The following is a 26,304-nucleotide window of genomic DNA, read 5'->3' as shown; positions in this document are numbered from 1 at the left end:
TGCAATTATTATAAACCAATACGCACACCCAACTGTGCCGATCTGAACTGTGGCTCCAAAGCCGTGTCAATACCTTGTGTTAGCGGACTACCTGTTGCGCTAAACTCCGGGTCGTAACCCAGGTATTTTGTGAAAGTGAACAGGTTATCGGCCGTTAAATAAATGGTGGCATATTTCAATGCCTTTGGTTTTACCGGTAAGTTGTAACTGATAGAAAGTGTTCTTAAACGCAGGTACGAACCATCTTCAATAAAACGGTCTGAGAAACGGGCGTTACCCATTGGGTCGCCGTAGGCTGCCCTCGGCACGTCGGTTACCTGGCCGTCAAACCTCCACCTGTTTACCACGTTGCCAAACTGGTTGGCCGGCGATGACATAGACTCCAGTATATTGCGCGGACGATTGTATAACTGGTTGCCACTACTAAAGGTAAACAAGGCATTCAACGATATATTTTTATAGGCTAGCCTTCCGTTAAAGCTACCCACCAAATCGGGGTTTGGGTTACCAATGTTCACCCGGTCGTTATCATCAATCACACCATCTTTGTTGGTATCAACAAAGCGAACATCTCCACCCCTGAATGGGATAAGGCTACCATCTGTCCCGCGGATGTTTAGGTTGGCTCCGGCAGCCTCTGCGTTAGACGTGTACACGCCATTGGTTTGATAACCGTAAAATATAGCGGCCGATTGGCCAACTTTGGTAATAACTGTTGCCCCGCCGTAATTAGTAATCTGATTATCGGCAGGTAAAGCGGTAATGCGATTACTGTAGGTTGACAGGTTAACGCCCACATCAAACTTCACAGCACTATTCACAATACGGCTGTTCAGGCTAAAATCTATCCCGTTTGTACGCATGGCACCGCTGTTGGCAATTACATAACGCATACCGGCGGCACTGCTAACCGGATCGAACGTGATCATTTTAGAAGTAACGTTGTGGTAAGCATCAATGCTGAAAGTTACACGCTCGTTAAACAAAGCTACATCAATGCCTATGTTTGCTTTTTTGCTTAGCTCCCACTGTAATTGCGAGTTGGCAATGTTGCCTACTACCAGCCCTTGCGAGCCCAGCAAGTTTTGCGATACGTAATAAGAACGTGTACTAAAGTTGCCAATATCATCATTACCGGTTAAACCATAGCTGGCGCGTATTTTAAGCATGTCTATAGCGCGTATATTAGAAAGAAACTCTTCTGAGGAAACCAGCCATCCGGCTGAAACCGATGGCAATACGGCGTACTTGTTGCCTGCTATATTCAACGCATTAGGAATATCTTTCCCAAAGCGTGAAGAACCATCGGCAGATAGGTTTGCCGAGAGGAAGTACTTGTGCCTGAAACTGTAATTAGCAGCTGCATAAGTGTTTAACCATTTCCAGTGCCCGTAATCGCCGATTAGGCGGCGCAGGTTGCTTACACCATTGCCAATAGTTACAAAATCATCGGTGGGCGAGTTGAATCCCTGTGCGTAATCCTGCTCACTTTCGCTGTCGTGGTAACGAAAACCAACGTTTACCTGCAAATCGTGCTCACCGGTAAACGACCGTTTGTAGGTATAGTAGGTATCGTTATAGAATGAATTATAGCGCTGAATTGATGCTCCCAGGCGGCTGTAAGCCACTGCATTTCGCAACGTATCGGGTGCTACGCCCAAACGCGGGATAAAGGTATTCTCTCTCACCTTATCATATACTAAACCGGTTAATGAGCTGATGCTATGACGGTTATTAAACTGGTAGTTGAATTTCACCGAACCAAAGAAACGGTAGTATTTATTGGTTTGCTGTGCATTATTAATGAGCGCTACCGGGTTGCTCACGTTAAAAATATCTACATCGGCCAGGTTGGGCGATTGTACGCCGGTTTCCGAAATTTGGTTCACCGCTAAAAATGGCGCCTTCACTAAGCCAATTAACATGGGGTTGGCTGCGCTGATACCCTGATCTCTAAGCGTTTGCTCTGAAGAAGAGAACGAAAGATTCGTGTTGGCAGTTAGCTTTTTAGTTAAATTCAAATCGGCGTTAAAGCGGGTGTTATAACGTTGCAGGTTGGTGCTGTCAATAATACCATTGCTTTTAAGGTACCCTACCGATAAAGCATACTTGGCAATGTTATCGCCGCCGGTTACTTTTAAAAAGTAATTTTGGCTGTAGCTTTTGTTAAACACTTCTTTCTGCCAGTCGGTATTGTTATGGTACTGGTAATAGGCCGGGTTAGATGTAGGATTATCATTCATATAAGGCTTAGCCTGGATCTGCGCATCGGTAAGTCCCGAAGTGCGAAGCACATCTGACAGGTAAAGGCGGTAATCGTTACTGTTTAATACCGGGATGTTTTTAGGCGTCATGTTAACGCCGCCATAGGCTGCAAAATCTATACGTGTACTCAACTCTTTGGCATGTGAGGTATTGATAAGAATTACGCCATTGGCACCGCGGCTACCGTAAAAAGAGGCACCGTCTTTAATCACGGTGATGTTATCAATGTCTTTAATATCAATGTTAGCCAGCGTGTTAGTTACATGGCTGCTGATAATGGAGCTGCCATAACTGCGGGCATCGTATATCATTCCATCCACTACATATAAGGGTTGATTACTGGCGTTAAGCGAGTTGAAGCCATGTAAAAACACCTCTGCTCCTACTCCGGGCGTACCCGAACGGCGAACCACATTGAGCCCGCTTACCTGTCCCTGCAAAAAATTGTCAGGAGTTTCTTTAGGGCGGGTCCAGCCACCTTCGGTATTTACCGAAGCCACGGAGTAATTGATCTGCGCTTTGCTTGATTGCGTGAAGGGCAAGGTCACTAAATCGTAAACAGAGTTGAAGCCATCTTCGTAAAGCGAAACGTTGACTTCGGACCGGTTGTTAACCGCCACTTCTTTATACTGGTAACCCTGACCCGATATTTGCAATACACTGGTGCGCGAGGGTACGGTGATTATGAAACCACCCTTATCATCGGTAATGGCAGCAGCCACATCCTGCACCACCACGTTAACACCCGATACCGGCTTTTTTGTACTGGCATCGGTAATGCGGCCGGTTACCCGGAAACCGTTCTTTATGGTAGTTTCGGCTCTGGCAGAATCGCGGGTCATGTTTTGCTGGGCATACGCTGCCGTACCAAAACTCAGGGTTCCGCACATAGCCATGATAGAAATTGGGGTAAATATGCGCATGTTTATGAATTGTATATAAGCTTCATCACGTTAATAATCAGGGCAACTGCGGCACCATTGTAAAATAATCTATATTGATGGAGTTGGTTCCGTCGGTCCCGTTATTGGCAGCCACCACATAGGCGGTTACGCCTCCAAACTTGGCAGGAACATAATCGCCCACAAAAATCTGGTTGTAGTTTTTGAGGTCAACCTGTGTTTCGGCAAAAGTGGCCGAAAGCGGATCGTTTACGGCAAAGCGCTGCTTAAAGGTGAGGGTTTGCACATCGTTAGGTGCCACCCAATAAACCTTGTACTTCACATTGTACAGTTCGGCAATGCGGTAGCGCACGTTAAACAGTGGTATTTTATGGTTAAAAATATAGATATCGTTATACTGCTGACCGGTGTTTGGGTTTACGCGCAAGCGGTAGGCTATATTGCCCGATTTATCGGTGCGGCTAAAACCGTCAGGCGTTTCGCCCTCCCGTTTAATGGGCCGTATCTTATCCACCAATTTCACATCGGCCTGGCTCATAACGTAAACAATGCCGTTGCTGGTTACATGGGTTTCTAAGATGGCATTTTTGTTAATGGGCACTTTCACGCCGTCGGCAGAAATGAGTTCGGCCGGAAGATTATCTTGTGTGTAAGCTCCTTTAATTACCAAGTCTTTAATCACATGCAGCGAACTCAATACCTCGGTTTCGGCGCTGTTGGTGGTTTGTACGTATGGGTTTATTTTAGAACGTTCGGCATCTATGGCAGCATCGGTCAGTAAAATAAAGGTATACTCCTGCTGCTCGTTACGCAGGTCGCCTACGCGGTCGTACAAATAATTTCTTGTAATTAAACCAGTGCCGGGTTTGTAAACGGGCTTGCCGGTTACTGGGTCTATACCGGTTTGTTCGGCCTTGGTTGAGTCAATGGCAGTGTAATCAAGACTTTGCATGTAAGTTTTTTGCTTGAAGGCAGTAGCATTTACATATTCCCACACATTCAGCTTAGGCAATACCACTTTATTGATGATGTGCAGCACGCCATTGCTTACAAACTTATTGCCCTGGGTTATGTCGGCGTTCTCAAACTGGGTTTTCGTAAATTTAATGTACTTGCCATTTAAGGTCCTGATACGCAACTCGGGACTGGGCGAATTGGTATAATAGGCCAGGTTGACCAAATGATTACCCACATACTGGCGTAAACGGGCAGTATCGCTTACCAGCGACTGATCGAGCCCCTGTAGGGTTTGATTATCGGGTGCCCAAACCGTATACATTTTTGAGGAGGCAAGTACTTTATCATACCCGGTTTTTACCAGGTACTCGTTAAACTTACTCAGGTTGGGCGTTTCGGCAATTAACTGCGCAAGCGTTTGCCCCAGCGCTGCATCGGTAGGGCCGGTTTTATCATTGTACTTGCTGCAACCCGTTAAGGCTGCAAGCAAGCAAACGAATACTACGAACCAAATACTATATCTTTTTATCATGCTGTATTAAATCAATGCTAATTATGGCTTTTGAACTATAGAGCCGTCGGGATTAAACTTCGGATACAACTGATCCTGGTTTTCAGGAATAAAATGAATCATATCGAACTGTACATCGCCCGAGGCATCGGCCACGGCCTGAAACCTGATGAAGTGACGGTCGGTTTTCTGCACATCTATTGTACCCGCCAGTAAGGCATAACTGTCTTTATAATAATCAATGGTTTGCGCCGGATTGTTGTAGTAAGGCACTTTGCCGCCGAAGGTGATTTTCTTACCCAAAGCTTCTAAAGACTCGGGGCTGGTACCTGCGGGATAAGTCCACTTATCGCCTACCAACACCTGCGATGGCAAGCTTTCAGTTAAGTTTAACACCCTCGATAATGGCTGACCATCAAACAACACGGATACACCTTTGCCACCACCACGTCTTATAAAACTTACCCAAACCTTGTAGCGCCCTTTTACCAGTAATGGTGTTTTCAGCTCTATAAAGCTATTGGCAGTAGCTGCTGTTCTTAAAGCGGCTACAAACAGGTAATCGTTATTATATACATAAAACTGACGTGCCTCCGGTGCTACCTTATAGCTTACCGATCCGGTTTGCCAGGTAATATCCTGCAAATCGCCGTTGGCGTAGTTAGGGCTGCTTTTATTGGTTACCCGGTAAATGCCGTTTAACTTTTTAAACTCAGGCTGGTCGGTTACTTCCCAATACACCGGTATAGGGAAACGCACTTTAATGGCATAATGATCGGCCATGAAATGCAGTACGCCGTTGGCCATGGTATTGTCGCTGCTGGCACGGTCAATACGTGCGCCTACTTCGTGTATACCGTTGAAGGTATCATCGTTGATGAGGATAGTTTGATTAATCAGTTTGGAAGTAACCACATCAAGCGGCGACTGCGTGGTGTGCGATGAAGCATTAAAAATATCAGGCAAATACTTTAACCCCGGTAAAATGTGGTAGTTCATGAACAAATGCAAACTATCATTTACCAACAGCGGATTGCCGGTATTAGAATACTTGGCTTTCAATTGCGCGAACGAATTGATGCCGGCCGCCTTTAACACGGCATCCGATTCGGCCAGTACGGTCAGGAAACGCTTTGTGGTATCGGGGTTGTTAGCAGGCAGCACGTTCAGGCTGTCATATAGCTTGGTAGCTTTTAGTGCCTCGGTAAAGATGGCGTAAGCCGGGTTTTGCTCCAAGGCTTGCGCCAGCGTAAGTTTGGCCGGTTTCAATACACGGTCAATAATGTGAATAATACCGTTCCCGGTACGTATATCGGCTTTTAGCAACGTGGCCTGGCGATTGATGGTGAGCGTGGTGACGCCGCCAATGTTTTGCGCACCCGTTAAAATAGACTGCCCGTACATATTCACCGTGCGCAGCTTGCCATCGGTAAACTTGTCAGACGTAATGGTATCCCTGATGAGGTGAAATTTCACCAGGTCTTTTAAATCATTTACGGGGACCTGCTCTACCGAGGTTTTACCCAATTCGGCCAGGTACTTTGTTATCGCATCATTATTAGGTGCAAACAAGGTATAAGTGCCATAACCGTTCAAAGAGTTATCGCTGCCCGTGATTTGTAAGATCTTAGACAACAGGGAGAAACTTTGAGCATTATTGTTCAAATACCCTACTATGTTTACATCGGTAGTGGTATTAACGGCAAACTCTTCCCGCTTACAGCCTGCCAATGCTGCTACCAACACCACCATGAATGATATGGAAGTAAGCCACTTGATAAATTTTAATGTTTTCATAAACACTTATTTTAGTAGTACTTATTGATAAAAAGGATTTTGAACCAATGCCTTATTGGTTTGCAGTTCGTATAAGTATATGGGGAAGTAATGACTGCGTGTATCGCGTAACTTCACAATAGCTGCCTGCTGATTTTCGGCTGCTGCGGTGGTGGCTACCACGTTTAGCAGTAGGTCTAAGCGGGCATAATTATCGCGGCGGGCATTGCGCAGCAGGTCGTACCAGCGCTTGCCTTCAAAGGCAAACTCTCGGGCACGTTCATCAAGCAGGTAATCGGTGATGCCGCTTTTATCGCTGGGCTGTAAAATACGTTCGGAACCCGGCAAAGCGTTAGCACGCAACCTGATGGTTTGAATAATATCCAAAGCACCCTGACCATTGCCCTGCTGGTTTAACGCTTCAGCTTTCATCAGCAAAATATCGGAGTAGCGGTATACGAACCAATGCGCAAACGATGTCGCCGAAGTACGGGTAGAACCTGAGTTAATACCCTGGTACTTGTAAATGCTGCCATCATTAAATTTCACCGAAGCTCCATCGCCACGAATATCTATATTGGTGATGTCTAAATTATCAATGGTGTAGAGTTCGGGACCGACCTTCAACGCTGCCTTAAAGCGCTTGCTTGGTATAGCCAGCATGTTGTAAAAAGGGTTGGTTTTAATTTGGTTAAACTGAACCTCAAAAATACTTTCTACCGAGTTGCCCTGGAAAAACACGGTAGAGAACCAGTTGCTATCGCCCGGAACCAGGGTGAACTGGTTGGAATTAATGATATAATCGCAAGCTTTGATACAGTTGTCATAATCGTTCAGCCACAGGTAAACATCGGCTAAAATGGCATTAACGGTGTAGCGGGTAATGCGGCCTTTATCGTTATTGCGGTCGCCATAGGTGGTCACCGCAAACTGCTCGGCCTGTTTTAGGTCAGCTACTATTTGCGCAAAAACCTGCTGCTGGGTGCTTTTAGCGATCTGTAGGTTATCATCGTCGCTGGTGGTCGATTTCAGCTTCAAAGGTACATCACCAAAACTACGGGCCAGGTAAAAATACATCAAGGCACGTAGCGCATAGGCCTCGCCCAGGTAACCGTTTAGAACGCTTTGGGTTAATGTATTGTCAGACTTTAATACGTCGGGACCGAAATCTATAACAGTGTTACAGTTGTTAATGGTCTTATAAATAACCGACCAATCGGTTATGGTATTGGTTGAAGTAATGTTGACGTTAATAACATTGAGTTCGTTATTACGAACACCCGTACCGGCCGATAGCATATCGCCGCGGAGTTCGCCCCATAAAAACAGGTTCTCCACCAATGGGTCGGCCAGCAAAGAGGCGTAGCAGCCATTTACGGCGGCTTTCAACTGCTCCTTGGTTTTCCAGAAGTTTTGCCTGATGATGCCGTCCTGCGGCTCGAGCGACAGGTACTTATTACACGATGTTCCGCACAGCGTAATAAGCAACAGTACCACCGAAAATTTCACTTTTATATTCATATCAGTACTTGTACTTTAATGTTAAAAACCTACCACTACACCCAATACCATGTTACGCGTAGGCGGCGTCATGGAGTTATCGGTAGCCACCCTGAACGGATCGCCACCCTTAACAGATACTTCAGGGTCCTGACCGGTATATTTGGTAAACGTTACCAGGTTCTCGGCCGTTACATAAATGCTTGCACTACGTATGCCTACCCTGTTCACCATTTTTTTGGTTAAATTATACCTCGCCGTTACGGAGCGCAAGCGGATGAAGGAGGCATCTTCCACATAGCGGTCGCTGCCCAACCAATTGTAACCATCGTTCCATAAAGCGCGTGGTACATCGGTTACGTCGCCTTCGTTGCGCCAGCGCTTAAGCACCTCGGTGCTTTGGTTGTTAAAGCCGTACATATTGCTGGTAACCATACGCGTACCGTTTACCAACTGGTTACCATAACGGTAGCTGAAAAATGCATTGATCTTGAAGTTGCCATTAATGGTAACGGTAGGGCCAAAACCACCTATGAACTTAGGGTTACCGTTACCCAGGTACACCACATCTTTATAATCAATATTACCATCGTGGTTAATGTCTTCATAAATGGCATCGCCGGGTTTAAAAACATAATCGGTAGCGGGGTAATTAAAGCGCATTTGTAGCGGGATACCATCCAAACCTACAATAGGCTGCCCTTGCGCATTAGTGGCTACCGTGGCAGCCGCATCTTTGTAAACGCCTTTGTACTTGAAGCCGTAGAATGAGCCGAAAGGATTATCAATCTGCAACAGCGTTTTGTAACTGCCGTTGGTGGTAATGTTGCCTTTAGTGCTTGGGTAATATTCTGATATCTCGCGGATAATGTTGGTGTTGTTGGCAATGTTGAAGTTAAATTCTACCATCACCTTTTTGGTCTTTACAGCAACGGCATTCAGGTTTACTTCCCAGCCCTGATTATCCATGGTCCCTACGTTCATATCGATGCTGTTAAAACCCGATATGCCCGGCAGTTGTAAGCCATTGAAGAACAAATCCGTTGTACGGTTACGGTAAACGTCGATATCTACGTTAATACGGTTTTTCCATAGGGCCAAGGTTAAACCTATATCCTGCCCGGTAACGGTTTCGTATCTTAAATTACGCAGTTCAATGTTTTGGGAGTAAACGGCAGAGGAGTTGAGGTAGTCGTAAGCGTAGTTACCGTAGATGTTATAGAACGTATAATTGTTTTTTGGTTCGTTACCACTCTTACCATAGCTCAGTCTTAAGCTTAAATCATCGAAAAAGGTGGCTTTCTTCATGAACGGCTCACCAGATATACGCCAGCGGGCAGATACCGATGGAAACAATCCCCAGCGGTTGGCTGGGCCAAAGCGCGAGTTACCATCGAGCCTGATAGCTGAGTTTAAAATGTACCTGTCTAAATAACTGTATTGCGCATTAGCCAAAGCTGCTACGCTGCGCGATTGTGTAAAGCCTGAGCTTAACGCTTGCACGCGCGCGTCAACGGATGGATCTTGAAGGTTTACTGAGGCCGAGTTTGAGGACTGGGCCTGTAACGAGGTTACCCGGTTATCATTAGTTAAAAACGACACCAAGCCAATGAAGGTGTGCTTTTCGCTAAGCTTTGGCGTATAAATGAAATTGGTTTTGGTTTGAATACCAAACTGATCGGCATCGCCATCAAAAGCGAGGTTTACGTTAGCATCGCTAACCGGGCGACCGGTAGCTATCTGCGGCAAGAACCTTTTATTTTTCGTATTATTAATATCGAACTGTACATCAACGGTTGACCGCAGTAAACTTGGAATAATGTCGTACTGCAGGTTAAAGTGAGGCACAATACGCTCGCTGATAACGTTATTTTTTCCGGCGGCAAGCATGGCCAGCGGGTTGAATGTATCGGGGTAACTACCTTGAATGTTTTGCAGCGGCGATAAGTAATTGCCGGTGTTCATCCCTGCCGAGTTGATCTCGAAAATGCTCATGTTGGGCATTTTCTGGTAGGCTACACTCCTGGCATCATCATTATAAACCTTATCGGTATTGGAGTGGGTGTAAGATACATCGGTACGAAAACGGATACGGTCAGACACGTTATAATCTAAATTGATACGGGTGGTTACGCGGCTTAAGCCTGTACCTAAAGTTGTACCTTTTTGGCCTAAATAACTTACTGATGCAAAATAGCGGGCCTTTTCGCCACCACCTGCCAACGACAGGTTATGATCTTGCATTAAGCCGGTACGGGTAATGGCACCTATCCAATCTGTATTATTGCTGTAGTTGTTATAGTAATATTTATCGCTCGGATCATACAGAAACTCTTTAATGGTTTGCGTATTCAGCGGGGTACCGGTACGGTTCATCACCTCTTCGGGGATGAGCTGCGAGTACTGGTCGCCGGTAAGCATAGGGATAGCGTTTGGTTGTTTGGAAGCGGTGAACCTGGCGGTATAAGTAACCTGGGGGGTGCCTACCCTACCGCGCTTAGTGTTAATGAGCAACACGCCGTTTGCAGCTCTTGAACCCCATACGGCTGTGGCGGCCGCATCTTTCAGGATAGATATATCCTGAATATCGGCCGGGGCAATGTTTAGCAACGATGCGTAGCCCTGTTCATCGGCAGTACCGAAGTTAAAATCGGATGGGATGCTGGTTTCGTAAGGCATACCGTCTAACACGATCAGTGGGTTGGTAGAACCGTTGATGGTAGACGTACCCCTGATGCGGATTTGCATTCCCGCACCAGGGTCGCCCGAGTTGGCAGCAATATCTACCCCAGGTAAACGCCCCTGAATAGCCTGGTCGATAGATGCTGCCGACAGTTCTTCAATATCTTTTGCGTTGAGTTTAGCTACGGCGGTGGTCGAATTCCGCGCGTCTATTTGCATTAAACCGTTGCTTGATGTTTTATTGGCCGTAATTGATACTTCGGCCAGTGAGTTTGAACTCGATTCTAACTGAATATTGAACGTAGTACGGTCGTTAATATCAACCACTACGGTTTTATAACCTATTAATGATACCGAGATCTTATTTTGACGGCTTTTGGGTTTTAGTGCAAAATTACCGTCGATATCGGTTGATACGCCGCCTACCGTACGCTTTTCCTTATCAATTTCTACTACCGTTACGCCAATGAGCGGTGCGCGGTCTTTCTTGTCGGTAACCTTACCGCGCACGGTTGTTAAAGGTGCCGCCGATTGCGCCCATACGGTGTTGCCGCCTGCCGCCGTTATCAGTATAAAGCAGAAGAAAATAAAACGGGTATATATTTTTTCCATCAACAAGATTTTAAATCGGTTTTAATAATGTACCGGCTTTGGCGGCCGGTACATATTATTGTAATAGGTAAGGGTTTATTAAGCTTTTCTTAGTTGGTGCTGAATTTCAAAAACGTATCTAAAAGGTGAATCACCGTTCGGTTAGACAGGTTATTGCTTTGTGCAGGTATGACATTTGCCGTGTTACCCAGCATATCTTTTACCTGCATATTGTTTATACCGGTGTTGGTTACTGCTACCGAGGTAGGGTCGCCGTTGGTTTTTTGCAAGAGAGTAAGAAAACCGCCTGCTTTTTTACCGTCGGGCACTACCGTAGCTTTTTGAATGATGTGGTACCTGATAAAATTGGCCACCTTGTCTTTACCCGCCTGATCGGCCGGTGTGGTTGTAGCCGGCAAATACCCCTGGGCTATGGCGGCATCAATAGCGGCGTTGGTTGGCACTAAAACAGTATAGAACGAACCGGCTGTAACACCCAAGATCTCGCCATTAGAGGTATTGTAAATGGCCGATGCTTTTACGTAATCTACAAACTTTTTATATTCTGAACCGGCGGGTGTGGCTAAAGCGTCGAGGTGCTTACCTACCGATAAAGACGGTTCGGACAGTAATCCATCTATAAAATACACCGTTCCGTTTTGGGTTACGCGCGGGGTGGTTGCATTAAGCACGATGCCCGCATCACGGTTACCGGCAGAGTATACTGTATTGTTGTTGTACCTGATGTATTCGCCCTCGTAAGTTTCCAGGATACCATTGCCGGCTAAACTCTTCACATCCTCACGCACTACTTGGGTGTTGATGATGCGGTTCAACTTATCCAGCGCGGATGAGCCTGATAGCGAAGTACCGCCGCCCGGTGGTGTGTAGCGCCAGGTGGTAGCATCAATATCATAGCTAAAGCCTAAAGCTTTAAAAGTAGCATCAGAGGTAAGGAACAGCGTATATTTTAAATTCGTATTGATAATGCTTGCTTTGAGCGATGCACTCAGCGCGCGGGTCATTAATGAGTAGTTTGGGTTTAAGTATGCACGGCCAAACACAGTGCTGAACACGTTGGCATTCTGTACTTTATTGGTGCCGTAAAATACACCGTTGCTCAATACCTTTTTATCCACCACATCGGTAGCGGCATTAAATAAAGCACCCTGCCCCTGTCCGTTGGTCGTGGTAGCAAACTTGCTTGGCCACACAGTGGTATTAAACATATGCGCATTCAAAAAATCAAACAATATTTCTTTAGGAAGTGCGTCAAGTGAGGGATAGTATTCTAATAAAGTACTATTGATGTAGCTGTTGAGTGCCTCATTAGTAGGTGCAAACATCGAATAGCCTTCCATCTGCCCATCGTTATCATCTACCTTTAAGTAGTTTTCGTTATTGGGCGAATAGGCCAAAGCCGGATCATAAGTTTTAATATAGATATCTTGCTGCTTGCCGGTATTCTCCAGATTTTTTGCATTTGCTTCGGCACTCAGGAGGTACGATACCATGTATTTGTCAAACAGCGATTTGAATTTGCTGTACTGATCATTTACACCCAGATACTGATCTATAGAAGGCAACGGAAGCAATACGCGGTTGATCTCGTGTATTACACCATTTTCGGCAATAATGTTACTGGTAAGTACTTGCGCATCAGACACGTTAAAGCCGGTGTATGGGTTTTGACCATAGAAGTAATTATAGTCGGAAGCGCTCAGGTTTTTAGGCGTAAAAAAGCGATCTAAAAAGTATGGGACGTATTTATTGTTGTTATCGCTCGATGTATAGTATGAAGTGCCGCCACGGTTATTACGGTTAGAGTTAATGTAGGTAATATCTTTACCGTTGTAGTTGATCACGCTGCTGCCATCGTAATAAGCAGTACGGCGTTTAAAAGCCATGTTGGGTATCCACCCCGCGGCCGACTGGAAATCGGGCAGGCGATCTGTTTTAAAAGCATTGAACACCAGGCTGTATTTTACAATTTTTTGTGCAGTAGCGGCATCAATATCGGCAGCACTGCTAATTCCCTTTTCTTTAAAATACAGGGCAAATGCAGCATCGTTGGGCGCAAACATGGTCCAATAGCCGGCCTTGCTCAAAATATCTTTATAGCCGGCCTTTTCAATACAAACTAATAAACTGGTAAAGTTTCCTTTTTGCTGCAGTTGCTGATAGATGGGATCGGCCAGGTTTTCGGGCCTGTCGTAACGCTCGTTAAACTCTTTCTTACTACAGCCGGCCAAAACCAACAGGCTAAATAATAATACAGATGCACCTTGTAAAATTCTCCTCATACATGCACTAAATATTCAAACGCACATGCTATGGGTAAGCAGGGCGTCATCATTGGTTTACATAAAATTCAGCACTCGGGCTTGGTCAGATATTGAGCTGTTTATAATTGGTTTCACACCTGTTGCAGGCATGCTTTCAAATACTGGTAACCGAGCTGTTGCTGTTTATAATTGTAAAGCAAACATAGGCCGAAAGGCAGCCGAGGAGGTTTTAAAAATTGGGAAATAAGTTTTAAAATTTGATAAAAGTGCTTAAAAAGCACCAAAACAAAGATTTCTGAATTAAAAAGATGGACATATAAAGAAAAAATCTATCCGGCAGGATGTACCGCTTTAATAGATTTTAAATACTGAGATGGCGATTGATTGTACTTTTCTTTAAAGCATGTACTGAAGTATCCCGAGCTGCTGAAGCCAACCATGTACGATATTTCGGCAATGGTGTATTCGCCGGCATCAATAATTTGCTTGGCGCGTTTAAGGCGCATTTCTTTTACAAATTCTACAGGCGCCAGGCCGGTTAAACTCTTGAGCTTTTTATAGAAAGTAGAACGGCCAAGGCCTATACCACTGGCTACATCATCAATGTTAAATGACGGGTCGGCCATACCTTTTTCAACAGTGTCTATCACCTGTTTAAGAAGCTGTTCATCTTTGGAGGTAATGAGTATTTCGCCGGGCGAAAGCTGCACCAGGTTCTTATTGCCTAAAAAGCTCTCGAATAACTGTTTACGCTGCCTGATTAGGTTTTGCACAAGCACCAATACATAATCGGTGTTAAATGGCTTGGTCACATAAAAATCGGCACCATAGCGCATACCTTCTATCTGGTGCTCTACCGATGATTTTGCCGTAAGCAATACCACCGGGATATGACTGGTAATTACATTGTGCTTCACTGCATCCAGCATGGCAATGCCATCCATATTAGGCATCATTACATCGCTTATGATAAGATCAGGCACCAGCTCTATGGCTCTTTGCAAACCAATAACGCCATCGGCAGCGGTATCAACCCGGTAATAAGTGCTTAACTGATCGCCAAGAAATTTACGCAGTTCGTTATTATCCTCCACGATCAAAACCAGGGGTTTGCTAGTTTCTTGCAACTCATCGGCTGTAATAGTTGCCTCTTGCTCTGCAGCCACCATTGGGGCCGGCACATGCACATCAATAACGTTTGCCGGTGAAGGAACAAAATCTGCTTCATTCGCTGTAAAATGATGTTTTCCTGTTTTGAGCTGCACGGTAAACGTCATCCCTTGATGCGGGTTGTTTTCTGCTATAATTGTGCCATGGTGAGCCGCCATCAATTCCTTGGAAAACGCCAAACCAATGCCGGTGCCTTTGTTGTGGTGAGCCTTATTGTTAGAAGCTTCGTAATATAACTCAAATATCTCTTTCAGCTTATCTTCAGGCACGCCAGTACCCTCATCAATTACTTTAATACTCACATGCCCCGTAGTGGTTACAGGTTCTAATGATACGGTAATGTGCCTTCCGGATGGCGTGTATTTAAACGCATTAGCCAATAAGTTGTAAATTACAATATCAATTTTCTCATCGTCTATCCATACATAAAAGAACGGCACCAATGGCTTGAAAGTAAAGGTGATATTTTTTTCATGGGCCAATTCGGTAAAGTAAGTGGTTGTATTTTTTACGATCGCAACCAAATCGGCCTCGCCAATCTTCAAACGGGTTTTGCCGCTTTGCAGCTTCCTGAAATCGAGCAGCTGGTTAACAAACCGCACCATGCGGTTTGCATTTTTATTGGCAAGGTTAATATATTCCCGCCCCTTTACCGATAGCGGTTCGTGTTGGGAGATCTCTTTTAATGGGTTAACAATTAAGGTAAGTGGCGTACGCAACTCGTGCGATATATTGGTAAAGAAATCGAGTTTCAACTCGGCAACACGCTGCTCAACCGCTACACGGTTACGCAGGTTGATCATGGTCATGATAATACGGCGCGCAATTTCCATGACAATGGCAGCCATTACTACATAAGCCAGGTAGGCCCACCACGTTTTCCAGGGTGGTGGTAGTATGGTGATGTTCACGCTTTTGAAAGGAACGTTTTCAAACAAGTAATTACTTACACTTTTCACCTTGAACACATAATGACCCGGCGGCAAATTAGTATAGGTAGCCTGCCGTGCGGTTTTTACCTGGTTCCATTGTTTATCAAAACCCTCCAAAATATAGGCATACCATATTTTCTGCGCTGTTTTATAATCGAGCGTGGTATAATCAATATTGATGAGGTTTTGATTGTATTTCAGCGTAATTTCCTGTGTTTGATCTATGGCATATTTTAAAATAGAATCGGGTGCACCCGGAATAATGCTTTTATTAAACACCTGAAAATTGGTCAAGGCTATATTGGTGGGATAACGCGTACTGCCCACATGCAGGGGATCAAAAGCAATGTAGCCATTTACACAACCTACATACAGCTTCCCTGAGGCCGACTTTACCATAGCCGATTCGGAGAACTGGGTTTGGGGTAAGCCATCGTCGGTATTGTAATTTTTAAATGCTTCAGTTTTGGGGTTAAACTCCGATAAGCCGTTCTCGGTTGCTATCCAAAGTCTATCTTTACTATCGCCGGTTATGCTTAGTATAATATCATTAGGCAAGCCGTTGGCGGCGGTGTATACTTTGAAGCTTATTTTATCTTTGACGTTGTAAGTGGTAATGGCCTTTTGCAAGCCACCGCCAAAGGTGCCCAGCCACATAGTGCCTTGCTTATCGCGATGGATATACTGCACATCGTTGCTCCCCAAAGAGGTCTCATCACCCCTTACCTTCCTGTAACGACGGAAGCGGAACTCGTTAGTGCCCTCTTCCGGATTGAATACCACCAAACCGTTGGTACTGGCTATCCAGATATTGCCTTTTTTATCTTCCTGTAAATGCCTTACACCTGCTGCTTTTGCAGCTGCATAATTTTTAAATGCATTTTTCGCATTCTTAAACACTGTGGTATTTCCTTGCCTCACCAACAAGTTTAGCCCACCGCCAAAAGTACCTATCCATATGCGTCCCTTACTGTCTTCCAGTATGGAGTAGATCATATTACTGCTGATGCTGTTGGCATCTTGAGGGTTATTTACGTGCCTTTTAACACGGTAGTGCGTTGGATCGTTAGCCAGCGGTACCGCTTCTAATAAGCCTTTACCTTTGGTCCCCATCCAGATGGTATGATCTTTACTTTCATAGATGCTGTACACCTTACCTAACTGACGATCTGGAATATTGCTGAACGGACTATCTGATAACTGTCCATTTTTATAAACCAGAATTCTGCCCGCTTTGGTACCTACCCATAAACGGCCAAAATGATCTTCGCAAATGGCCCTTACTTCGTTCTCCGTTTTTGCCTCGGCATCTTTGGCAATAATATAATGCTTAAATATATCGGGCTGTAAGGTGACCTTGTTAATACCCCTGTCGTAGCCGCTAAACCACAAAACCCCGGTTGGGTCGGCATACATGGCGGTTACTACGTTAGAAAATTGCTGCTTTGGTGTGCCCGGCTCGTTATGAAAGTAGTTGATCTGATCTGCCGCCCGGTCATAATACCCAAAGCCTCCGCCTTCCATACAAGCCCAAAAAGTATTGTAAGCATCTTCAAACACCTGGTAGGTGGTATGAATGGTTAGCGCTTCTGCATCCTTTTTTTGAGTGAACAACTTATAGCTTGCATTTGCAGGATCGAACTTTAAAATTCCATTACCAGGCTCCAGCCATAATAATCCTTTTTTATCGCGGTAGATTTTTTTCAGCGATTTAAAACCCGGGATGTATGATTGACTGGTTTGAGTTGAGGTATTGTAAGCAATAAGTCCTTTACCCGACGTAGTTATATAAACCACATCATTAACCACCAACACGTCATTCAACGGCGTACCGGGTGCAATAGCTAAAGTTTTAAGCGACTTATTTACAATATTATAAACAAACAGCAAGCCCTGCGCGGTGGACAGATACAGGTCATTACCATTTTCGGCATAGCCGGTAAAGCTATACTGAGCGCCTAAAGTGGTTTGATTATTACCAATAGGTAAATTAACATATTCCCCAGCAACGTTCTTGGTAAAACAGCTGATACCGGCCTTTGTACCTATCCAAATATGATGCTGTTTATCCTCAAATAAAAATGAAACCTCATCATCGCCTATATTAAACTCGGGCTTTGCTTTTTTATTGAATGCCTTAATCACTGGCGTAGTTCCTGTTTTATTACCAAAAGCGCATAGCGCACCCTGCCTTGCGCTCAGCAACCACGTATCACCATTTGATACCGTCACAATGCGGTCAACAACTACATCCTTAACATGATCGGGGGCCTTATTGCTCTGTATGGCAAGAAATGCCTCCTTATTTTTATCGAACCTATAGATCTTATTATCAAAGGTTTTTACCCATAAATAACCCTGCTTATCTTCGGCAATGATCCTGATCTTGTTATTCTCGAGGTTAGAACTATCGCCCGGACGACCTTTGTAAGGCACAAAATTATGCCCGTCGAACCGGTTAATGCCATCCCAGGTACCAAACCACATGAAACCCTCATGGTCTTTCATGATGCAGGTAATGCGGTCATGAGAGAGTCCGTCTTCGGTAGAGTAGTGCTTTAGATTGTATTTCGGCTGCGCAGTCACGCTGAAAGACACGATGAGCAACCCCACGAAAAGGCGCCAACGCTTATAACAGGAAAAACTCCGGTTAGTCATTTAGGTGTTTACAGTAAAGGGGGTTATAATTGGTTTATTGCTGTAAATATCGGGAATATTAAACGAATGAGGAATAAAATTCTTGGCTAATTCCAATCTCTTTGGGATGATATCCACATCAAAATACCGTTGAATGTAAAGTACATTATTCCTCAAATTATGAGCTTAAAACTTCACATTTCCTCATTTAATTACATTTTTCGATTATTGAAGAAATGGGATCACGAACCGAGCAAACTTAACAGATCGGTTTTGTTAAGCGATTTAAAAACGGACGCATCCGACGAGATCAACGTGCCGGCCAGTTCCTTTTTGGTTTCCTGCAGTTGCATCATTTTCTCTTCTACCGTGTTGGGGCATATGAGCCTGACCGCTACTACATTTTTGTGCTGGCCTATGCGGTACGAGCGGTCGATAGCCTGGTTCTCAATGGCGGGGTTCCACCAGGGGTCTACCAGGTAAACGTAATCGGCCGCGGTGAGGTTGAGGCCGGTACCACCTGCTTTGAGGCTGATAAGGAACACCCGCGTATCGGCACTGTGCTGAAACTGGTTAACTACCGCCTCGCGGTTACGGGTACTGCCGGTTAAATAAGCATGGCCAATTTGTTTGGCTTGCAGTTCTTTGCGAATCAAGTCGAGCATGGTTACAAACTGCGAAAACACGAGTATCTTATGATTTGGTGCCTTGCTCTCGATTTGCTCCATCAATACGTCAATTTTAGCCGAGGCGTTGCCGGGCAGTTTATCGCCGCTCAGGAGTAAGGGCGAATCGCAGATCTGCCGTAGTTTGGTGATGCCTTTCAGGATGTGCATCGATTTCTTGGCGAGCTGCTCCTGCGTGGTAGCGGAGATCAGCTCCCGAAACTCCCGCTCATAGGCATCGTATAACTTGCGTTGTTCGGCCTGCATTTCGCAGTAGAGCACCATTTCGGTTTTGTCGGGCAGTTCGCCGGCTACCTCCTGCTTGGTACGGCGCAGCACAAAAGGTTTAATTTTTTGCTGCAATTCGTCACGGCGCTTACTCACCTTAAACATATCAATGGGCTGCGAGTAAATATCTTTAAAGTACTGCTTACTGCCTAACAGGCCGGGGCAGGCAAATGAAAGCTGACTATACAAATCGAACGTATTGTTCTCGATAGGTGTACCGGTAATGGCAATGCGGTTACGCGCTTTCAATAACCTTACCGCTTTGTACCGCTGCGAATCGGGGTTCTTAATATTTTGCGATTCGTCCAAAAAAATATAGTTGAATGTATACTCTTTTAGGAACATTACATCGGCCAGCAGCGTGCCGTACGAGGTAAGGATGATATCGTACGCGTCAAAGTCATTAATACTTTTAATACGGTCCGCACCGTAAATGGTGTGTAGCTTGAGGGTGGGCGCAAACTTGGCCACTTCCGCCTGCCAGTTGAAGATGAGCGATGTGGGCACCACCAGCAAGTTAGTGTTATGACGTACCTTACTGCGCTGCAACAAAATAAAGGCAATGATCTGGATAGTTTTACCCAATCCCATATCATCGGCCAGGCAGCCGCCAAAATTAAAATCATCTAAAAAGTTGAGCCAATTTAGTCCCTGGTGTTGGTAATGGCGCAGTTCGCCGTTTAAATCTGCCGGAACACTAACCTCCTTTACAGTCTCAAAATTGACTAACTTTTGCTGGTAATTCAACAGTTCGGTTTTTACCTCCATATCCAGCATTTCATCATCATAAAGCTGCGTAATAGCGGCATAGTTGATGCGAGGCGTGCGCAGCGTATCATCGTCAGCAATTTCGGCGGCGTTGAAATACTCGGTGAAGCGTGCTAACCATTCGGCAGGCAGTATGCCCAGGGTGCCATCGTCTAACTGCACAAACTTGGTTTTGTTACGGATGGCCTTGTGCAAATGCTTTAACGATGCCTTGCGTTTACCAAAACGGGCATCAATTACGGTGTTAAACCAGTTGATACCGCTTATAACCTGCACCGATATTTTCACCTTGTGCATATTCAGCTTATTACCCGTGAGCTCGTTAAAGCCTAAAATGGTAATACCCGCTGCTTGCCATGCATCAAAAGCATTGAGGAACCAGTCCTCACTCAAGAAGCGGTCTTTATGCAGGTAAAAGTATTGCAGGTCGTCGGTTAACTGCTCTTCAAAATAGATGTGTTGTTTGAGCAGTAAAGCGGTAAAATCGCGTTCCGCAGCTTCGTTACGTTCCATGGTAAAGTACTTGCCTTTACTATCCATGATGTTAATCTGCTTTTGCGTACGGATAGGAATCTCTATTTCGCCATAACGCATCACCGGAACGATCATGACATGCGGACCAAAGTCGGACAGGTAGATGATCTTCTCCGTATCCTTATCCAACCCATACTGGGCCATTTGACGGGCCGTGGCGGGCTTGCTGTTATTGTAATTGATCTTGTTGCGCTCTTCCAGCTTATCAAGTATCTTATCTTTAAAGCGGCCGTATTGTGATTGATGGATGAGCAAATCTTCCTTCCGGCGTTTAAAGAATTGGATAACGCCCAGCATTTGCAGGTCTTTAACCAGGTAAAGGTTGTTGTTATCTGCCTGTACAAAGTAATTGAACAGCAGGTCTACATCGCTTAAATTATAATCATCATTACCAATTTTAAGCTTACCTCCTACCTCGTAAAACTGTCCCTTTTCATTTACCGATAGTTCAATGTCGTTTACAATGCGGTCGAGCTTAACCAGTTGCAAAGCGCTGGCCGTTACCCTTTCAGAAACCTGGCTTTGGTGGATGTAACAACTGAAATTCAGCGGATTTTTTACGATCATGCGCAGACTATCCAACACCGACGCCGTTACCTTGCCGTCCACGTTATTTTTAAAGCGCGATACGGCGGTAAAGAATTTAAGCTCGAGCGGGTCGTTACTTTCCCAAACCAGTTCAAGTGGGTTGACCGGTACCAGCGGGTTCTTGATCTTGCCGTCTTTGGTCACCGGCGCATCGTGCAACTCCACGATCAGGTGCTTGTAGTATTTATGCTGCTTCAATACAATGCACCTTACCTCGCCGCTCTCCGTAGCTCCCGACTGCCTTAAAACCAGTTCTGATGAAGGCAGCATGAGTTTGGTTATGGCATCCAAACTATCGGGTGTTACCGGGAACAGGGAAGCACGCCGGGGTACAATAACGGTTTTACCGTCCTGATGCTGAAGCTTGAAGTAACTATCCAGATCAGCTTCGCTCTGTAAGCCATAATCAACGGCAAACTTCTTCAGCTTTTCGTGCCGCAGGCCATCATCATAGAACAACCGGAACTCTTCTTTTTGCAGCAATTGCGCCAGTACCTGGCTTTGATGGCTGCAAAGCTTGTTTTTAGGCTCATGGCATGGGCAAATGAGCATTAACTGGCCCAATTGCTGCATTACTTGTACCACCGGGAAGCCTGCGTAGTATTTACCGGTGAATGCCCCCTGGTTCAAGTCCATCTCCTGTGCCAAGAGCAACTCGGCAGGTAAATCATCAAAGCCCGTGCTGTGCTGGGCCAGGGTTAACGCCGTAAGCGTACCCACCGTAGTATTGGGTATAACGTAAACGCTTTGCGAAAAATGATTAGCCTCGTTAGTTGGTGCCGGAGTCATGCTGGCGGTATATTACAACAAAAGTAGGAGAAGCTGTGTAGATTATAAAAGTTTCCTGTGATTTCGGGTGATAACGGTAAATCATCCTTGTACATGCATATTTTCAAGTGCTATTAGAACAGGATCTTGGTAACTATATATAAGTTTACACCAAAAAATGAAGTATTGGGATTCATTTTTTTATAATCCTAATACTTTCTTCCCCCTTTAACTTAATAATGCTATCACCTACTTTTATAGAATCAAATTCAGTTCCTCTATAAACAAATTTGTAGTTTATTTGATGAACTGTAATGATGGGCGTATGTTTAGGCTCTTCAAATTTTATTTTTTGAATGAGCCCACTAAATTCATAATTTGATTGACTAATATGGCCTACAATAGCTAATATTATTGTTGTTACAAGAATAAATCCAAGTAGGTGAGGGATAAATTTTTTCACATTAAAAAAGCCACTTGTTAGGTGGCTAAATATAATAAATAAGTTGAATTTTACTTTATTAAGGCTATTAACTACCAGGGTCTTTCACTATCATTAAAGGATGACCATTGTGTATTATGATCTCTTTGGCATCAACCTACCACTTAACAGTTTTTTCTATAAAGCCAATCAAGTCGGTGGCCATGGCCTGCTGCTCTTTAACGCGTGGGTGTCCGGAGGTATTCTTGTAGGGGAACATGCGGGTGTAAATTTGCTTATCGTTAAGGTTCTTCACCGCCTGCTCCACATAACCCGGCCAGGCCGACCCTTTGCGGGTAGCATCCATATTGCCCAGTGCACAAATGATCTGCGCTTTAGGGTAGGTTTTTCTCAACGTTTTAATGAACGCTTCATAGGCTTTCACTATATCTTGCGGGGTTGGTGCCGTGGTGCCAAACCGCGCCTGGAACTGGGCATTTTGCGGTTGTGTTACTATCCACGAATCATTTTGAAACAGGTTAACTACCACCACATCGGGCGTATACTTTTTAAAATCCCAACGGCTACGCGGGTCGGTGGCATCCAGGCGGTTATACATTTCGGGCATAATTAGCGGGAACCAGCTTACCAACACACCAATACCGCTTTTGGCCGTGCAATGATACTCGGCGTCAAAATACCTTGAGGTAATAGCGGCATAACTTTGGTAATTGTCTTCAAACTCAGCGGTACCGCGGTCTTTACCGGTAGTGTCTAACACGGCGTAACCGCAGGTAATGGAGTTTCCAAAAAATTCGATCTTCCGCTTCTTGGTTTCAGGGGCGGCCAAAAGCTGGGTGTTAGCGTCGAGGTCAAAGCCATAGAACCAGCTTTTACCCTTATCCCACTCCGTGAGTTTAAACAGCTCCAGGCTATGTGCACCTGCTGGCAGGTTGGCCGCTAAGGTGTACTCATGCTTTGCCGTATCGAGGTTAATCTTTTGAGTTACTTTACCATCAATAATAATGTTGTAAAAGTTTTGGCCATACTCATCTTTCAGTATGGCTTTAACCCCGGTGCCGTTAAAATGAATTTTCAAACTGGTACCCGGCCACGATAGCATGCTTTTATTGGCCTGCACATCTACCCGGCCCATGTAATGAATGTGGCTATCATTATTTTTAACGGCTTGCTGGGCAAAACAACTACTGGTAATAAGCAGCGTTAGCAATAAGCTACTGAGATGTATACGCATACAGGTTTTAATAAAAATGAGAAACTATTTTATTTAGATTAATTATAAACTATATTTGCGGGCAGATAAGTGCCATGGATAAAGAAACACAAAATAAGCCAGCCGAATATAACACTATTCAATCAATGCCGATGAAAGACTTTAGCTTTCAGCTGGAGTGTGTTTACAAAAAATGCTGTAAAAAGTATAAGAAAGGCAAACGCTGCGGCAGCTGCCCTAAAAGTTAATCTGCAAATAACTCCACCCAAAAATTCCTGTATTGTAGTTGGATATCTCCGTTATAGCTTATCGCTATAATACTTATTCATACGCTACCACTTTTAAACATATTTGTTACGAAGGCTTTTAATATCTGATATTATATGCATTTTAGCGCAACACATTTGCGCTTATGATCATTGATTCGCGGGCTTATGCACGAGCCGGATTATTAGGAAACCCAAGCGATGGGTATTTTGGAAAAACCCTTAGCTTAAGTATTAAAAACTTTGGTGCCCACATTTTACTTTACCAATCGCCCGAACTGGTTATTGAACAACAGGAGGCCGATTTAAATACTTTCCGTAATATTTACCAGCTTCGCGATACCGTGAGTCTTATTGGTTACAACGGCGGTATTCCTATTATTAAGGCTGCTATTAAAAAGTTTTGCGATCATTGCGATGCCAGCGGCATTCGTCTTTCTAATAAAAACTTCACTATACGCTACCATTCCTCTATTCCGCGGCAGGTGGGTTTGGCGGGTTCGAGCGCTATTATTATTGCTACGCTGAAAGCGCTGATGCAATTTTACGACATCGAAATTCCTAAACATATTTTAGCCAACATTGCCCTGCGGGCAGAAACTGAGGAAATGGGCATAAATGCCGGCTTGCAAGACCGGGTGATACAAAGCTACGAGGGCTGTGTGCATATGGACTTTAACAAAGCGCAGATGGATGAACACGGCTACGGTGTTTATACGCCGCTTGACCCTAACTTGCTGCCCAAGCTTTACATGGCCTATAAAACCAATTTAAGTAAGGTATCAGGCAAAGTGCTTAACGAGATCCGTTCAAAGTATGATAAAGGCGACGAGCACACCATATCTACCTTAACAACCATTGCCAACCTGGCCGATCAGGGTGCCGAGGCCATCAGAGCCGGCAACCACGAGCTATTAGGTCAGTTGATTAATGCCAACTTCGACAACCGTTGCAAGATCATGAGCATTAGCGATAGCAATATGGAACTTGTTAATACGGCCCGCAACTGCGGTGCATCGGCATCGTTTACCGGTTCGGGTGGTGCCATTATTGGCATTTACCAGGATGATGAAATGCTGAAGAGATTAGTTTACAGTTTGAAAAAAATTAACGCACGCGTTATTAAACCCTACATTATATAACATGGTAAAAAAAGCAGTAATACCGGCCGCCGGTTTAGGCACCCGGTTTTTGCCCGCCACCAAGGCTTCTCCAAAAGAAATGCTCCCTATTATTGACACGCCTACGATACAGTACGTGGTACAGGAAGCAGTTGATTCGGGGATTGAAGATATTTTGATCATATCGGGCAAAGGCAAGCGCTCTATTGAAGATCACTTTGACCGCCACCCCGAGCTGGAAGAGCGTTTGCTGGAAAAAGAAGACAAGATGTATGACGAGATCATGCACCTGTCTGACATGGCCAATATCCACTTCATCCGCCAAAAAGAGATCAATGGTTTGGGCGATGCCATTTATTATGCCCGCCACCATACCGGGAAAGAGCCTTTTGCCGTTTTACTGGGCGATACTATTATCAACTCGGTCATCCCGGTTACGCAGCAGTTAATTGATATTTACGAGCAATACCAGAGTACGGTTATAGCTGTAGAAACCGTACCGCACGATAAAGTGTCGCGCTATGGCATTGTTGGGGGCGATATGCTGTCGGATACGCTGATGAACCTGAATACCCTCATCGAAAAACCCGACATCGACAAAGCCCCTTCTAACCTGGCCATAGCCGGTCGGTACATTTTAACACCCGAAATTTACACTGCCTTAGAAAAAACCCCTCCGGGTAAAAACAACGAAGTACAGTTGACCGATGCCATGCTTAACCTGCTGAAAAGCGAAAGCATGTATGCCCACACCATTGAAGGTAAGCGTTACGACATTGGCAACAAGCTGGATTTTCTGAAAACCAACGTAGAGTTTGCCCTGCGCCGTAAGGAATTTGCCAAGCCGTTCTACGCCTTTTTAAAGGAAATTGTAGAAGCGCATAAGGATCAGTTTTAGATCTTTCTTTTTCAAAGCGGCTGGTGAATTACACCAGCCGCTTTTTTAAGAATAAATGTCATTTCGAACGATAGTGAGAAATTCTGTTCGAGCTATTAGTTTCAGTGCGTTTTGAACTTTGTTATGTGCTGATGAACGTTTTTCGTCTGCTCTTGGCCGCAGAGGCCCATTACTTTTTGTCTTGATACAAAAAGTAACAAAAAAATCAAGACAGAAAAAAGCTTCCCCGCGCCAGGCCTCCGCTTGGCCCGCTTTTCTGTCATTCCCACGCTCTCTTTCTATGTATAGCGGCCTTGCTTAAATTTTAAACGGCGACGTTGCCGCGCGTCTATCAACCAACATGTCATTGCGAGCGATAGCGTGGCAATCTCAGACGCACGGTCACTAAGCGTAAAGAGATTGCCGCGTCGCTATCGCTCCTCGCAATTGTAAGGGTTTAGTAATTCGAGGACAAACAGATGATTTAAGATATGTTGTTTAGGGTGGTCATTTCGATAGGTTTTTTACCGCCTATACCTTGATGTGGCCTTTCCCAGTTGTAATAG

The 26,304-nt window shown here is 44.8% G+C and carries 12 protein-coding genes; 2 read left to right on the top strand and 10 right to left on the bottom strand.

Going from position 1 to position 26,304, the window contains the following annotated elements:
• Positions 1–8: 8 nt before the first annotated feature.
• The 10 genes from IEV61_RS20255 to IEV61_RS20210 all read right to left on the bottom strand — a co-directional run bounded on the left by IEV61_RS20255 (position 9) and on the right by IEV61_RS20210 (position 23,495).
• Complete coding sequence (locus tag IEV61_RS20255) at positions 9–3,188, bottom strand: SusC/RagA family TonB-linked outer membrane protein (RefSeq protein WP_188418930.1); 3,180 nt, start codon at positions 3,186–3,188, stop codon at positions 9–11.
• Between the two features lie 37 nt (positions 3,189–3,225).
• On the bottom strand, positions 3,226–4,656 hold the full coding sequence (locus IEV61_RS20250; RefSeq protein ID WP_188418928.1) for a fasciclin domain-containing protein: 1,431 nt from the start codon (positions 4,654–4,656) through the stop codon (positions 3,226–3,228).
• Between the two features lie 21 nt (positions 4,657–4,677).
• A complete protein-coding gene (locus IEV61_RS20245; RefSeq protein WP_188418926.1) occupies positions 4,678–6,432 on the bottom strand; it encodes a fasciclin domain-containing protein in 1,755 nt (584 codons plus the stop codon).
• A gap of 21 nt (positions 6,433–6,453) precedes the next feature.
• On the bottom strand, positions 6,454–7,932 hold the full coding sequence (locus tag IEV61_RS20240; protein ID WP_188418924.1) for a RagB/SusD family nutrient uptake outer membrane protein: 1,479 nt from the start codon (positions 7,930–7,932) through the stop codon (positions 6,454–6,456).
• A 21-nt stretch (positions 7,933–7,953) separates the two neighbouring features.
• Entirely contained in the window at positions 7,954–11,205 is a 3,252-nt protein-coding gene (locus IEV61_RS20235) for a SusC/RagA family TonB-linked outer membrane protein (protein ID WP_188418922.1), read from the bottom strand.
• Between the two features lie 89 nt (positions 11,206–11,294).
• The gene (locus IEV61_RS20230; protein WP_188418921.1) at positions 11,295–13,487 is read right to left on the bottom strand and encodes a fasciclin domain-containing protein; all 2,193 of its coding nucleotides are present in this window, start codon (positions 13,485–13,487) and stop codon (positions 11,295–11,297) included.
• A 311-nt stretch (positions 13,488–13,798) separates the two neighbouring features.
• Positions 13,799–18,184 (bottom strand): hybrid sensor histidine kinase/response regulator transcription factor, encoded by a 4,386-nt coding sequence (locus IEV61_RS20225; protein WP_188418919.1) that lies wholly within the window; start codon positions 18,182–18,184, stop codon positions 13,799–13,801.
• Between the two features lie 266 nt (positions 18,185–18,450).
• Positions 18,451–21,840 carry a DEAD/DEAH box helicase gene (locus IEV61_RS20220; protein ID WP_188418917.1) on the bottom strand — a complete coding sequence of 1,130 codons (3,390 nt, stop codon included), beginning with the start codon at positions 21,838–21,840 and terminating at the stop codon, positions 18,451–18,453.
• Positions 21,841–22,012: 172 nt separating this feature from the next.
• Entirely contained in the window at positions 22,013–22,282 is a 270-nt protein-coding gene (locus tag IEV61_RS20215) for a hypothetical protein (RefSeq protein WP_188418915.1), read from the bottom strand.
• 136 nt (positions 22,283–22,418) lie between these two features.
• Positions 22,419–23,495, bottom strand: coding sequence for an SGNH/GDSL hydrolase family protein (locus IEV61_RS20210; protein WP_188418912.1), 1,077 nt, complete (start codon positions 23,493–23,495; stop codon positions 22,419–22,421).
• A 391-nt stretch (positions 23,496–23,886) separates the two neighbouring features.
• Between IEV61_RS20210 and IEV61_RS20205 the strand changes: the two genes are divergently transcribed.
• Positions 23,887–24,882: a mevalonate kinase family protein gene (locus IEV61_RS20205; protein ID WP_188418910.1), complete on the top strand. Its 996-nt coding sequence runs from the start codon at positions 23,887–23,889 to the stop codon at positions 24,880–24,882.
• A gap of 1 nt (position 24,883) precedes the next feature.
• Entirely contained in the window at positions 24,884–25,759 is an 876-nt protein-coding gene (gene galU / locus IEV61_RS20200) for a UTP--glucose-1-phosphate uridylyltransferase GalU (protein ID WP_188418908.1), read from the top strand.
• Positions 25,760–26,304 lie beyond the last annotated feature (545 nt).

Source organism: Mucilaginibacter galii, from assembly GCF_014635825.1.
GTDB lineage: Bacteria > Bacteroidota > Bacteroidia > Sphingobacteriales > Sphingobacteriaceae > Mucilaginibacter > Mucilaginibacter galii.
Note: the sequence above shows the minus strand (reverse complement) of the source record. Positions and strands in the feature narration are given on the sequence as shown.

Coding starts and splice junctions, on each gene's coding strand:
- IEV61_RS20255 (WP_188418930.1), bottom strand. CDS start 3,188: ATGCGCATATTTACCCCAATTTCTATCATGGCTATGTGCGGAACCCTG.
- IEV61_RS20250 (WP_188418928.1), bottom strand. CDS start 4,656: ATGATAAAAAGATATAGTATTTGGTTCGTAGTATTCGTTTGCTTGCTT.
- IEV61_RS20245 (WP_188418926.1), bottom strand. CDS start 6,432: ATGAAAACATTAAAATTTATCAAGTGGCTTACTTCCATATCATTCATG.
- IEV61_RS20240 (WP_188418924.1), bottom strand. CDS start 7,932: ATGAATATAAAAGTGAAATTTTCGGTGGTACTGTTGCTTATTACGCTG.
- IEV61_RS20235 (WP_188418922.1), bottom strand. CDS start 11,205: ATGGAAAAAATATATACCCGTTTTATTTTCTTCTGCTTTATACTGATA.
- IEV61_RS20230 (WP_188418921.1), bottom strand. CDS start 13,487: ATGAGGAGAATTTTACAAGGTGCATCTGTATTATTATTTAGCCTGTTG.
- IEV61_RS20220 (WP_188418917.1), bottom strand. CDS start 21,840: ATGACTCCGGCACCAACTAACGAGGCTAATCATTTTTCGCAAAGCGTT.
- IEV61_RS20210 (WP_188418912.1), bottom strand. CDS start 23,495: ATGCGTATACATCTCAGTAGCTTATTGCTAACGCTGCTTATTACCAGT.
- IEV61_RS20205 (WP_188418910.1), top strand. CDS start 23,887: ATGATCATTGATTCGCGGGCTTATGCACGAGCCGGATTATTAGGAAAC.
- galU (WP_188418908.1), top strand. CDS start 24,884: ATGGTAAAAAAAGCAGTAATACCGGCCGCCGGTTTAGGCACCCGGTTT.